General features: G+C 47.0%; 11 protein-coding genes. 10 read left to right on the top strand and 1 reads right to left on the bottom strand.

The annotated features are described in order from the left end of the window. Positions 1–199: 199 nt before the first annotated feature. Positions 200–2,140: a threonine--tRNA ligase gene (thrS, locus tag KNQ18_RS03000; RefSeq protein ID WP_029342321.1), complete on the top strand. Its 1,941-nt coding sequence runs from the start codon at positions 200–202 to the stop codon at positions 2,138–2,140. Positions 2,141–2,359: 219 nt separating this feature from the next. Continuing rightward, positions 2,360–3,565 (top strand): glycoside hydrolase family protein, encoded by a 1,206-nt coding sequence (locus KNQ18_RS03005; RefSeq protein WP_214723784.1) that lies wholly within the window; start codon positions 2,360–2,362, stop codon positions 3,563–3,565. Between the two features lie 47 nt (positions 3,566–3,612). Here the strand turns inward: KNQ18_RS03005 and KNQ18_RS03010 are convergent, their stop codons facing one another. Continuing rightward, positions 3,613–5,082, bottom strand: coding sequence for a catalase (locus tag KNQ18_RS03010; protein WP_215083802.1), 1,470 nt, complete (start codon positions 5,080–5,082; stop codon positions 3,613–3,615). A 434-nt stretch (positions 5,083–5,516) separates the two neighbouring features. Here KNQ18_RS03010 and infC point away from each other — a divergent pair, with 434 nt between their 5' ends. From infC to pheT, 8 genes are all read left to right on the top strand, one after another. Then, the gene (gene infC / locus KNQ18_RS03015) at positions 5,517–6,047 is read left to right on the top strand and encodes a translation initiation factor IF-3 (RefSeq protein ID WP_029342318.1); all 531 of its coding nucleotides are present in this window, start codon (positions 5,517–5,519) and stop codon (positions 6,045–6,047) included. A 27-nt stretch (positions 6,048–6,074) separates the two neighbouring features. After that, positions 6,075–6,269 carry a 50S ribosomal protein L35 gene (rpmI, locus tag KNQ18_RS03020; protein WP_023469015.1) on the top strand — a complete coding sequence of 65 codons (195 nt, stop codon included), beginning with the start codon at positions 6,075–6,077 and terminating at the stop codon, positions 6,267–6,269. Positions 6,270–6,306: 37 nt separating this feature from the next. Beyond that, positions 6,307–6,666, top strand: coding sequence for a 50S ribosomal protein L20 (gene rplT / locus KNQ18_RS03025; RefSeq protein WP_012371057.1), 360 nt, complete (start codon positions 6,307–6,309; stop codon positions 6,664–6,666). Positions 6,667–6,784: 118 nt separating this feature from the next. Then, positions 6,785–7,267, top strand: a complete 483-nt coding sequence (locus KNQ18_RS03030) for a dUTP diphosphatase (protein ID WP_023469014.1) — start codon at positions 6,785–6,787, stop codon at positions 7,265–7,267. 12 nt (positions 7,268–7,279) lie between these two features. Further along, the gene (locus KNQ18_RS03035) at positions 7,280–8,362 is read left to right on the top strand and encodes a M42 family metallopeptidase (RefSeq protein WP_064299521.1); all 1,083 of its coding nucleotides are present in this window, start codon (positions 7,280–7,282) and stop codon (positions 8,360–8,362) included. Then, positions 8,337–9,122 carry a TrmH family RNA methyltransferase gene (locus KNQ18_RS03040; RefSeq protein ID WP_369792088.1) on the top strand — a complete coding sequence of 262 codons (786 nt, stop codon included), beginning with the start codon at positions 8,337–8,339 and terminating at the stop codon, positions 9,120–9,122. Before KNQ18_RS03035 ends, KNQ18_RS03040 begins: the two co-directional genes overlap by 26 nt. 308 nt (positions 9,123–9,430) lie before the next feature. Continuing rightward, positions 9,431–10,453: a phenylalanine--tRNA ligase subunit alpha gene (pheS, locus tag KNQ18_RS03045; protein WP_035396564.1), complete on the top strand. Its 1,023-nt coding sequence runs from the start codon at positions 9,431–9,433 to the stop codon at positions 10,451–10,453. Positions 10,454–10,465: 12 nt separating this feature from the next. Beyond that, the gene (gene pheT, locus KNQ18_RS03050) at positions 10,466–12,862 is read left to right on the top strand and encodes a phenylalanine--tRNA ligase subunit beta (RefSeq protein WP_215083804.1); all 2,397 of its coding nucleotides are present in this window, start codon (positions 10,466–10,468) and stop codon (positions 12,860–12,862) included. The last annotated feature ends 38 nt before the right edge of the window (positions 12,863–12,900 follow it).

Genomic DNA, 12,900 nt, shown 5'->3' on the forward strand with positions numbered 1-12,900 from the left:
GTGGAAGCTTCTCATGGCATCATTCATGTCTTTACTCCCTCATAGCACGAACGGGGCTAATCCGTTTGCGCTTCACGCCCGTTAACGCGTGTTCGAGCCGAACCAACATTGGTCCGGGAACGAGGGTGGTACCACGAGATTAAGACTCGTCCCTTTTTAGGGATGAGTCTTTTTTATTTTGTTAAAGGGGGAAACAGTCATGTCAAACATCGCACTTACATTTCCAGATGGCGCCGTAAAGGAATTCGCAGTCGGTACGACAGCAGAAGAAGTTGCTGCTTCAATCAGCCCAGGACTTCGTAAAAAAGCATTTGCTGCCAAACTAAACGGGCACGCAATCGATTACCGTCGTCCAATCGAAGAGGACGGCACAATCGAATTGATCATGCCGGATTCAGAAGAAGGGCTCGACTTGATTCGTCACTCTTCAGCTCACTTGATGGCACAAGCCATCAAACGTCTGTATCCAGATGAAACGATTCATCTTGGGATCGGACCGACAATCGAGAATGGTTTCTACTATGACATCGATATGGAACGTCGTCTGACAGAAGAAGACTTACCAGAAATCGAGAAAATGATGAATAAAATCGCCGGTGAGAACTTGCCGATCGAACGCGAAGTCGTTTCGCGTGACGAAGCACTTGCAATCTATAAAGAACTCAATGATCCGTTGAAAGTCGAATTGATCGAATCGATTCCTGCTGATCAGGATTTGACGATTTACCGTCAAGGCGAATTCTTCGATCTCTGCCGTGGACCACACGTTCCAGCAACAGCGAAGCTACAAGTCTTCAAATTGATGAGCATTGCTGGTGCTTACTGGCGTGGGGATTCAAAAAACAAGATGTTACAACGGATTTACGGTACAGCATGGGCGACAAAAGATCAGTTGAAACAACATCTCCACTTCCTTGCTGAAGCGAAAGAGCGGGATCACCGTAAACTCGGGAAGGAACTTGGCTTGTTCTTCACTTCTCAAGAAGTCGGTCAAGGACTCCCGATGTGGCTACCAAAAGGAGCAGCGATCCGTCGGACGGTCGAACGTTATATCGTCGATAAAGAACTCGAACTTGGATATGAGCACGTCTATACACCGGTTCTCGGTTCAGTCGATCTATACAAGACATCGGGTCACTGGGATCACTATCAAGATGACATGTTCCCGAAAATGGAGATGGACAATGAAGAACTCGTTCTTCGTCCGATGAACTGTCCACACCACATGATGGTCTACAAGAACGAACCGCGTTCGTACCGTGATTTACCGCTTCGTGTCGCGGAGCTTGGTGGTATGCACCGTTATGAGATGTCTGGTGCCTTGACTGGTCTTCAGCGTGTTCGTTATATGGTCCTTAACGATGGACATACGTTCGTTCGTCCTGACCAAATGAAAGATGAGTTCAAAGCCATCGTTCACCTCATTCAAGAAGTCTATGCTGACTTCGGAATCACGGATTACAAATTCCGTCTTTCGTACCGTGACCCAGCGGATAAAGAGAAGTACTTCGATAACGATGCGATTTGGGAAATGGCGCAACGTGAGTTGAAAGAAACAATGGATGAGCTCGAACTCGAATACTTCGAAGCAGAAGGCGAAGCTGCCTTTTACGGACCAAAGCTTGACGTTCAAGTTCGGACAGCACTTGGTAAAGATGAGACGCTTTCGACAGTCCAACTCGACTTCCTCTTACCAGAGCGATTCGAATTGACGTACAAAGGAAATGACGGACAAGATCACCGTCCGGTCGTCTTACACCGTGGTGTCGTTTCGACGATGGAACGATTCGTCGCATACTTGATCGAAGAATACAAAGGCGCGTTCCCAACATGGCTCGCACCGGTCCAGGTGAAATTGATTCCGGTTTCTAAAGTGCATGAAGACTATGCCCGTGAAATCAAAGCGATCTTGCTGAAAAAAGGAATTCGTGTCGAAACAGATTTCCGTGACGAGAAACTCGGATACCGGATTCGTGAAGCACAAGTCAATAAAGTACCAGTCATGCTCGTTCTAGGTGACAAAGAAGTCGAATCGCGCGAAGTCAACATTCGTCGCTACGGTTCAAAAGACTCAAGCAACGCATCACTTGAACAATTCGTCGCTGATTTAGAGCAAGAAATCGCGAACCGTTCAAAATAATTCTAGCCTCATGAAAGAGTTCGTCCTGCTACTGTAGGGCGGACTTTTTTTGTGATGTGATACTTAAAAGAAGGAAGCGGCATGCCGATGACAAAGGTAGATCATTCAGCTGAATCTATTCAACATAACCGAAAATTATTTTTCCTTTAATTGGATAAATGCTATAATAAACCTTCATTGGATGGAATGTTTTGAAGGATGGGAAGGAAGTTACAAAAAATGAAACAGACGACTCTTGCTGTTCTCATCACCTCTTCATTGGTAATCGGTATTCATCCGGGTGAAGCGGATGCGGCGACGACTAAAAAGACGTACCGGATCACACCAAAAACAGAAGCGATTGACCCGACGATTCGTAAATATACGACTTATAACGCAAAGACGCGCAACCATTATACGATGCGCTCTTATTTGGAACGCCTTGAAAAAGAGGGTGGCGGGACACTCGTCTTGACGAAAGGAACATATCTGTCTCCACTACGTGTCGGTATTCCGTCCAATACGACGGTGATCTTGGAAGATGGCGTCATCATCAAGAAGACGACGGAGACAGGAACGACGAAGATTAGTTCAACGACCAGTGTATTTGATCTTGTTGCTCCATCCGTATTGCGTTTGAACAAAAAGGTCGGAAAGTATGATGGCTCACAAAACGTTAAAATCATCGGAAAAGGGAATGCACAAATCGACTTGAATCGATATACGCGTGGTTCAGCGTTCGCTATTGCTCATAATCAAAACTTGTATATTGGTGGCATCACAGTACGGAATCAAAAGGGTTCACATGCAATGGAACTTGATGCGACGAAAAAGGCAGTCATCGAAAACATGAAATTCGTCGACGCCGTCATGATACCGAATACAGGTCCGAATGAATCGATTAATCTCGATACACCAGACCCGATCACAAAGGGGTTCAACTGGAAGTGGTCGAAACAAGATGGAACTCCGAATGCAGATATCACGATTCGTAATAACTTGTTCCGTAACATCAACGTGGCAATCGGCACACATCAATACACAGAAAATCGATTACACACGAATGTGCGGATCGAAAAAAATACGATTGATGGAACAAAGGATTATGCGATTTCGATGATGAACTGGAAGAATCCAACGGTCCGTTACAATACGATTCGAAACGTGCACCGGGCGGATGGAAAAGCGATGACGATTCTCGGTAGAGGAGTTGTCGGAGGAACGATTCGCTACAATCGATTTGAAGACGCAGATCGGGCGATTCAAATGCAACCGTTCCAAAGCAATGGCTATGCTCCGATCTATAATACGTTTACGGCAGAGCAAAAACGTTACATGCAACAAAATACAGTCAAGCAGGTTGGCCTCGATCAAATCGTCTTATTCAAGAAACTCAATGAGTTCACGTACAAGACGGCAGAACGCTACGATTTCATTCCATACTAAGACACAAAAAAGCACCCAAGACTAGCGTCGAGGGTGCTTGTGTCATATTACGAACGCATTTGTTGCAAGAACGGTTCGATATCGACTTGAAGCGCTTCTGATAGTTTCTGACCGAGTGAAGTATCAGCACGGTAGAAGTTGCAGATTGCGAGCAAGACTGTGTTCTCATGACGTACTTGTTCGAGATCATTGACGAGGTTCTTCAGAAGAGCTGCTTGCTCGTCTTCTGTCAGACGACGGTATACTTCGCCGGCTTGACCGAAGTTGTTCGTCTTCTCGATTTCGAGACGACCGTGTTTATCATCAAGTAACGGCTGGTTTTCTTCCGTATACTCTGGTGTTTCTTTTGGTTCTTCTTGATAACGGTTTGGTTCGTAGTTCACCGGACTCGTTTGCTGACCGACTGGCATTGCACCATCACGTTGGTAGTTGTTCACTTGTGCGAACGGACAGTTGATCGGAAGTTGTTGGTAGTTCGTTCCGATACGGTAGCGTTGTGTGTCTGAGTAAGAGAACAGACGACCTTGTAACAACTTATCTTCAGATGGTAACATCCCTGGAATCAAGACACCTGGGTTGAAGCCGACAGATTCTGTTTCAGCGAAGTAGTTGTCGACGTTTTTGTTCAATGTCATCGTACCGACGTGTTGGAACGGAATGACATCTTCAAACCAATCTTTTGTCGCGTCAAGCGGATCAAAATCGAACTGATCGACGTCAGCTGGATCGAGTACCTGTACGAACAGATCCCATTCCGGATAATCTCCGTCTTCAATCGCTTGGAACGTATCGTTTGAAGCGTGGTTAAAGTCTTTTCCTTGAATCTCCGTTGCTTCTTCTGCTGAGAGGTTATGAATACCAGCTTTCGGTACCCAGCGTAGTTTGACGTAAACCGTATTGCCATGAGCGTTCACCCATTTGAATGAGTGGACGGAAGAACCACGCATTTTACGGTAGCTTGCAGGAATGCCTTCATCCGTAAAGAGATGCATGAGCATGTTCGTCGATTCTGGGCGAAGTGTCATGAAATCCCAATAACGGTCAGGATCTTGAATGTTCGTGCGCGGATCTGGTTTAAGTGAATGGACCATATCCGGGAACTTCATAGCGTCACGAATGAAGAAGACAGGAAGGTTGTTCCCGACGAAATCCCAGTTTCCTTCTTCTGTGTAGAATTTGACAGAGAACCCACGTGGATCACGAAGCGTCTCTGGAGAATGCGTGCCGTGAATAACAGTCGAGAAGCGGGCAAAGACAGGAACTTCTGTCCCTTCTTCTTGTAAAAACGCTGCTTTCGTGTACTTTTTCATTGAGTTTTTGACAGTGAAGACACCGTGAGCACCAAATCCACGAGCGTGTACGACACGCTCAGGTACACGTTCCCGGTCGAAATGGGCCATCTTTTCAATTAATTGATAGTCTTCTAATAACGTTGGTCCGCGACGTCCAGCCGTACGTGAATTCTGGTTGTCTCCGATTGGTACACCTTGATTGGTCGTTAATCGTTTTTCAGTCATCTGTTATTCTCCCCCTTATGTAAGATTAAATTGATTATAAAACAATAATCATTCTAAATAAACAATTTTGCTTGCGAATGTTCTGAATCTTTTTTTCCATGTTAAGAGTGTACCCGTGAAAAACAGGTTAGAAACTTCTTGCTTATCCGTCAAAGGATTGCTATTATAATCAAGTATGTGAGCAACGTTCTGTAAGAACATAGAAAGCGGCTTGACATCACGGGAAAACAAGTGCTATGATAGCAAAGTGAAATGACAACAAAGCAGAAGCATCCCGCTTCTCACCATGTATGACGACTCGTACTGGTTCATCATGAAGATACGCAATGTGTAGCGACTGCTATGCTTTGACGTTCCTTATGAGTGTGGGCGGGAAGAACTGCCGACGCTTTTTTTATAGCGTTTTCTATCATTCATTTTTCGTGCAATGCACGATGGAGGTGCTAACCATTAGCAAAGATCTGTTAATCAATGAAAGCATCCGTGCCCGGGAAGTTCGTCTTATCGGAGCGGATGGTGCTCAACTAGGTGTCCAATCACGCAACGAAGCGCTACGTCTCGCAGAGGAAGCGGAACTTGACCTCGTCATGGTCGCTCCACAAGCGACGCCGCCAGTTTGTAAGATCATGGACTACGGTAAATACCGTTTCGAGATGCAAAAGAAGGACAAAGAAACTCGGAAGAATCAGAAAGTGATTCAGATGAAAGAAGTTCGTCTTAGCCCGACGATCGAGGAGAACGACTTCCAAACGAAATTCCGTAATGCGAAGAAATTCTTGGAGAATGGTAACAAAGTGAAAGCGAGCATTCGTTTCCGCGGTCGTGCCATCACTCACTCGGAAATCGGTAAACGCGTTCTCGAACGCCTCGCAACGGATTTAAGTGAGTTCGGTGTTGTGGAACAGAGACCGAAGATGGAAGGACGCAGCATGTTCCTCGTGCTTGCTCCTAAGAAAGAAGACTAATCGAATCGAAGTAGGAGGGAATCTCTCATGCCTAAAATGAAATCGCACCGCGGTGCTTCTAAACGTTTCAAACGTACTGCTTCTGGCAAATTGAAACGTGGTCGTGCTTACACAAGCCACTTGTTCGGTAACAAATCAACAAAAGCGAAACGTAAATTACGTAAAGCTAGCATGGTATCTACGGGTGACTTCAAACGCATCCGTCACATGATCGCGAAGTAATTTATCCAATCGTATACAGATTTAGGAGGGAATTTATATGCCACGCGTAAAAGGCGGATATACGACTCGTCAACGTCGTAAAAAACAACTCAAATTAGCTAAGGGCTACTACGGCTCGAAACATACACTCTTCAAGGTTGCGAAACAGCAAGTCATGAAATCTCTCATGTACGCTTACCGTGACCGTCGTCAAAAGAAACGTGACTTCCGTCGCCTCTGGATCACTCGGATCAATGCGGCAGCACGTATCAACGGTCTTTCTTACAGCCGCATGATGCATGGTCTTAAATTAGCAGGTATCGACGTTAACCGTAAGATGCTCGCTGACCTCGCAGTTACAGATGCAACTGCATTTGCTTCACTTGCTGACACAGCAAAAGCAAAATTGAACGCTTAAGTTCTACAATTCGTCGGGGAATTTAATTCTCCGACGTTTTTTTCGATTTAATGATAAAATAAGAAGGCACGTCGATGAGACGGTCATATGATTTTTTTAGATAGAAGGAGAATTAAAGATGGATTGGTTGACACTTTTTGAGATGCAAGAACAGTTGGATAAACGGATTCAGTCAGAACATCAATTGACAGGCAATCAATTCGACGAGCGTCTGCTCGCCTTACTGGTCGAACTCGGTGAACTTGCGAACGAGACACGTTGCTTTAAGTTCTGGTCGAAGAAGGGACCATCCGCTCAAGTCACAATTCTTGAGGAATATGTCGATGGCGTCCATTTTCTACTCTCACTAGGTCTAGCACTTGATTACAAGAAAAGTCATTTTACTGAAGGTGACTTCTATTTGACAGCAACAGATGCTTTTTTAGACGTCTATAACAAAACGAACGTCTTTGCGATTTCGCGGACGGAACAAAGTTATGATGTTCTGATTGGTGCATACCTTGCATTAGGTGCTACACTAGGCTTTACACAGGATATGATTTTCAAGGCTTACATTTCTAAAAATGAAGCAAACCATGTGCGACAAGACAACGGTTACTAAGGAGGAAATCAGATGAACGAACAATTACATATGCTAAAACGTCTCACGGACGCAACAGGTGTACCGGGAAACGAAAAAGAAGTCCGGAGCCTCATGCGTGAATATCTAGAACCTCATGCAGAAGCATTCCACCAAGATGGTCTCGGTAGTCTCTTTGCTGAACATAAAGGCGCAGGCGAAGATGCACCACGTGTATTGATTGCGGGTCACATGGATGAAGTCGGATTCATGGTCACGAAGATTGATGAAAAAGGATTCCTTCGTTTCCAACCACTCGGCGGTTGGTGGGGTCAGGTCCTCTTGGCACAGCGTATGAATATTGTGACGTCATCTGGTGAAGTCATTCCAGGTGTAATCGGTGCAAAACCACCTCATGTTTTACCACCGGAAGCGCGCAATAAGCCGGTCGACATTAAAGACATGTTCATCGATATCGGTGCTTCATCAAAAGAAGAAGTCGACGGTTGGGGAATTCGTCCGGGTGATACGGTCGTTCCACATTGCGAATTTACTGTGATGAAAAATGAGAACTTCTTGATGGCAAAAGCGTGGGACAACCGGATTGGTTGTGCCATCGCAATCGAAGCAATCAAGCGCTTAAAAGCAGACGGTCATCCGAACACGATTTTCGCGGGAGCGACTGTTCAGGAAGAAGTCGGGTTACGTGGGGCTCAAACTGTCGCACACCTGCTCAAACCATCAATCGCCTTTGCTGTCGATACAGGTATCCCGGGTGACACGCCAGGAATGACCGATCGTGAAGCATTGTCGAAATTAGGTGAAGGCGTTCAAGTCATCATGTTCGATGCGTCGATGATCGCACATCGTGGATTGATCGATTTCGTGACGAAAGTCGCAACAGAAGAAAATATCAAGTATCAACTGGACTTAACACCAGGTGGCGGAACGGATGCAGCGAAGTTCCACTTATCGAATACAGGGGTTCCATCACTTGCCTTGACTGTACCGATTCGTTACCTGCACACGAACGTCTCGATCATGCATAAAGCCGATTTCGAAGCAGCCGTCGATCTAGTCGTTGCTGTGACAAAACGTCTTGATGCGGAGACTGTCCAAGCGATCTACGAGGGGTAATAAAACAATGAAGCACATCGCATCAGCAAAGAACGAAATCGTTAAACAATGGAAAAAACTCTTAACGAAAAAAGGACGTCTGCAGACGAACCGTTTCTTAATTGAAGGAGAACACTTGATTGAAGAAGCTGTTCGCGCTGGAATCGTCAAGGAATTGATCGTGCGTGAATCGTATCAAGTACCCGGTTCTTGGAAACGAAATGCCGATGTCTTTACGATTGATGATGCCGTCATCAAAGTACTGGCTGAGACGGAAACGTCGCAAGGCATCTTCGCTGTCTGTGAGATGAAACAAGCTTCGGCACAATTAGAGCGAGGACGCTATTTGTTGCTCGATCGTCTGCAAGATCCAGGGAACGTTGGGACGATGATTCGGACAGCTGACGCAGCTGGATTCGATGGGGTCGTCGTCGGACCGGGAACAGTTGACGTCTATAACGGAAAAGTCATCCGTGCGACGCAAGGATCGCTGTTCCACCTACCGGTCATCTCCATGCCACTCGAAGAGGCAGTCAATGCCCTGCACGAACAAGGAATTGCGGTAATCGGCACGGCGTTAGAAGGAGCGACGTCTTATCAAACGATCGCACCGATGGATGCACTCGGTTTAATCATCGGAAACGAAGCACAAGGCGTTGCGCCAGAATTGCTCTCTTATTGTGATGAGCGTGCCTACATCCCGATTCGTGGTAAAGCGGAGTCATTGAATGCGGCAGTAGCGGCTGGCATTTTGCTTTATCATTTTGCAAGCGTGGATTGAAACCGGCAAGCGTTCATGCTAAAGTGAACATCAGGAATACATCATGGACGTTGATGGAACAGAGTACGTTAGGGAACGATTCAATCAGGGAGAAGCGGTCGTAGACTGAAAACTGCTTCGTGAATCTGCTAACCGAATTCACTCCGGAGTCGCACGAGAGATCGTGACGGGATGCGCCCGTTATCGCGCAATTGGAGGACTTTTCGATTGAAAAGTCAAACAAGGGTGGTACCACGGTGTTTACATCGTCCCTTCGGCATTTGCCGGAGGGACGTTTTTTTATATCTTCAACTAAAGGAGTGGGAAAGATGCGCGAGCAATTAGAAGCATTACGCGATGAAGCGTTGACATTAGTCGATCAGGCAACAACACAAAAAGATCTCAATGACGTCCGAGTCAAGTATCTCGGGAAAAAGGGACCAATCACAGAAGTATTACGAGGAATGGGAAAGTTATCAGCGGAAGAACGACCAGTCGTCGGTGAGATCGCAAATACAGTCCGTCAAGCGATCCAGGAGCAATTGGAACAACGTCTGACAGCTGTCAAACAACAAGAAATGGATGCGAAACTGGCAGCGGAAGCAATTGATGTCACGTTACCAGGACGTCCGAAAAAGGTCGGTCATGCGCACCTCTTGCAACAGGTGACGGATGAGATCGAAGACATCTTCGTCGGACTCGGTTATACGATTGCGGAAGGTCCAGAAGTCGAGCAAGATCTTTTCAACTTCGAGATGTTAAATTTACCGAAGGATCACCCGGCGCGTGATATGCAAGACTCGTTCTATATAACGGAAGAAATTTTGATGCGAACGCATACGTCACCGGTCCAAGCACGGACGATGCTCGCTTCTAAAGGTGAACCGATCCGCATTCTCTGCCCAGGTAAAGTCTATCGTCGAGACGAAGATGATGCGACACATTCGCACCAATTCATGCAAGTCGAAGGACTCGTCGTCGGAGAATCGATTTCGATGGCAGACTTAAAAGGAACGCTTGAAGCCTTCGCGAAGCAGATGTTCGGTGAAGCACGTGAAGTCCGCTTACGCCCAAGTTTCTTCCCGTTCACGGAGCCGTCCGTCGAAGTCGACGTCTCGTGCTTCAAATGTGGCGGTAAAGGATGCAACATCTGTAAACAGACGGGATGGATTGAAATTCTGGGCGCTGGAATGGTTCACCCTCACGTTCTCGAAATGGCCGAATATGATAGCACGAAAATGTCAGGTTTCGCATTCGGAATGGGTATCGAACGGATTGCCATGTTGAAATACGGTGTCGATGATATTCGCCACTTCTATACGAATGACGTTCGCTTCAGCGAACAGTTTTAAGGGGGAACGCAGATGTTAGTCTCAAAACAATGGTTGAACGAATATGTGGATGTCAGTCACACATCAGGACAAGATTTGGCTGATTTGATTACAAAGAGCGGAATCGAAGTCGAAGGCGTAGATGTCCGGGATGAAGCGTTGAACAACATCGTCGTCGGACGTGTGTTAACGAAAGAAAAACATCCAGAAGCAGATAAATTGAACGTCACGACAGTCGACATCGGACAAGACGAACCGGTGCAAATCGTATGTGGTGCACCGAACGTCGAAGCCGGACAAGATGTCATCGTTGCGCGCGTCGGAGCTCGCTTACCGGGTATTAAAATCAAACGTGCCAAATTGCGCGGTGTCGTTTCAGAAGGGATGATCTGTTCACTCGAAGAACTCGGATTCGAAAAGAAATATATCCGAGAAGATGAGCAGGACGGGATCCATACGTTCCGTGAACCAGTCACACCAGGACAAGACGTTTTGGAGTTACTCGGTCTACGTGATGAAATCCTCGAGCTTGGATTAACGCCGAACCGTTCGGACTGCCTCAGCATGTATGGTGTCGCATACGAAGTGGCGGCGCTTTACGATACGACACCGACTTTCCCGGTCGTTGAAGTCAACGAAGCAGAAACTGCGACGGCAGTCGACGTGACGCTTGATTCAGAGGACTGCCCGTTCTACGCGGCACGAGAAATTCAAGGCGTGACGATTCAAGAGTCACCGACTTGGTTAAAAAACCGCTTGATTGCGAACGGCATTCGTCCGATTAACAACGTCGTCGACGTTACGAACTTCGTCTTACTTGAGACAGGTCAACCGCTTCATTCATTTGATGCTGAAAAACTCGGAAAACAGATCGTCGTGCGTCAAGCGCACGCAGGAGAGTCGTTCACGACGCTCGACGAAGTAGAGCGGACGCTCGATTCTTCGATGCTGGTCATCACTAACGGTGAACACCCGGTCGCGCTTGCTGGTGTCATGGGTGGAGCGAATACCGAAGTCGATGAAAACACGACATCGATCATTTTAGAATCAGCTTACTTCGCACCGATTTCCGTCCGGAAGACGAGCCGTGTTCTTGGACTTCGCTCGGACTCGAGTGCTCGTTTCGAAAAGGGCGTTGATCCACGTCGTGTCTTGTTAGCACTCGATCGGGCTGCAACTTTGATTGCTGAACTCTCGGGTGGAACGGTTCAGGCTGGTGTCGCTCAAGCTGGAACGCTCGAGCTTGACGATCACTTGATTGAAGCGAGTGTCTCGTACATCAATCACCGTCTTGGTATGGAGATCGAAGGAACGGTCATGCAAACGTTACTCGAACGTCTTGGTCTCGGTGTTGAATTATCGGGTGATGCCTTGACAGTCAGCGTACCGACTCGCCGCCAAGACTTGAAAATTCCAGCTGATTTAGCGGAAGAAGTCGCTCGTCTCTACGGATATGATGCACTGACTTCAAGCTTACCGTCTGAAGCGAGCCGTGGCTTCTTACCAAAACGGAACATTCACCGTCGTCATTTACGCCGGACATTGCAGGGAGCAGGTCTTTCGCAAGCCATCACGTATTCATTGACGAGCGAACAACGCGCGATGCAATTCAATGAACGAGAAGATTTGCATCCGGTCAAACTGGCGATGCCAATCAGTGAAGCACGTTCGACACTGCGGACGTCACTCATTCCGGGACTCCTTGAAGTCGCGCAGCATAACGTCGCACGACAGCATGCCGATGTCGCGTTTTATGAACTCGGCAGTGTTTATCTGCAACGGGATGCGTCACTTGAGACACTCCCGATTGAACAAGAAATGATCGGTGGCGTCGCAGTCGGTGTGTCAGAACAACACCGTGCGCACGGAACGCTCGTCAAAACAGATTTCTTCGTCATGAAAGGAATCGTCGAGACACTCGCTTCTGCAGTCGGTATCACGTTGACGTTCGAGGCAGCGAGCATTCCATCGATGCACCCAGGACGGACGGCGCGCATTTTGCTTGACGGAGAAGCGATCGGATTCGTCGGTCAAGTGCATCCTGGTCTGTCAAAAGAACAGTATGGTCTAAAAGAAGTGTACGTCTTTGAATTAGAGGCGATGGCACTACGTTCGAAAGAAGAGCAGGTCTACTCGGAAATCTCACGTTTCCCATCAATGACACGCGACTTAGCAATCGTCGTCGAGCGATCAGTGACGGCGCAATCCATCGTCGATGTCATGACGGAAGCAGCCGGTCCACTTCTTCAGACGATCGAATTGTTCGATGTCTACACGGGTGAGAACGTCGGAGAGAATGAAAAATCATTCGCTTTCTCCCTCCGTTATCAAAACAAAGAACGGACGTTAGTCGATGAAGAAATCACGACAGCGCAACAGCGAGTCGTAGATGCAGTGAAAGAAACGTTCAATGCGGAACTTCGCGCATAATCAGGATAAACAAACAGCCGCTTTCCTTTCAGAGGAAG

This window comes from Exiguobacterium sp. s78, assembly GCF_018618985.1.
Classification (GTDB): Bacteria; Bacillota; Bacilli; order Exiguobacteriales; family Exiguobacteriaceae; genus Exiguobacterium_A; species Exiguobacterium_A abrahamii.

Excerpts from the sequence above, each read along its gene's own strand:
- pheT (WP_215083804.1), top strand. The coding sequence starts at position 10,466 with ATGTTAGTCTCAAAACAATGGTTGAACGAATATGTGGATGTCAGTCAC.
- rplT (WP_012371057.1), top strand. The coding sequence starts at position 6,307 with ATGCCACGCGTAAAAGGCGGATATACGACTCGTCAACGTCGTAAAAAA.
- KNQ18_RS03030 (WP_023469014.1), top strand. The coding sequence starts at position 6,785 with ATGGATTGGTTGACACTTTTTGAGATGCAAGAACAGTTGGATAAACGG.
- infC (WP_029342318.1), top strand. The coding sequence starts at position 5,517 with ATGGAGGTGCTAACCATTAGCAAAGATCTGTTAATCAATGAAAGCATC.
- rpmI (WP_023469015.1), top strand. The coding sequence starts at position 6,075 with ATGCCTAAAATGAAATCGCACCGCGGTGCTTCTAAACGTTTCAAACGT.
- KNQ18_RS03010 (WP_215083802.1), bottom strand. The coding sequence starts at position 5,082 with ATGACTGAAAAACGATTAACGACCAATCAAGGTGTACCAATCGGAGAC.
- KNQ18_RS03035 (WP_064299521.1), top strand. The coding sequence starts at position 7,280 with ATGAACGAACAATTACATATGCTAAAACGTCTCACGGACGCAACAGGT.
- pheS (WP_035396564.1), top strand. The coding sequence starts at position 9,431 with ATGCGCGAGCAATTAGAAGCATTACGCGATGAAGCGTTGACATTAGTC.
- KNQ18_RS03005 (WP_214723784.1), top strand. The coding sequence starts at position 2,360 with ATGAAACAGACGACTCTTGCTGTTCTCATCACCTCTTCATTGGTAATC.
- thrS (WP_029342321.1), top strand. The coding sequence starts at position 200 with ATGTCAAACATCGCACTTACATTTCCAGATGGCGCCGTAAAGGAATTC.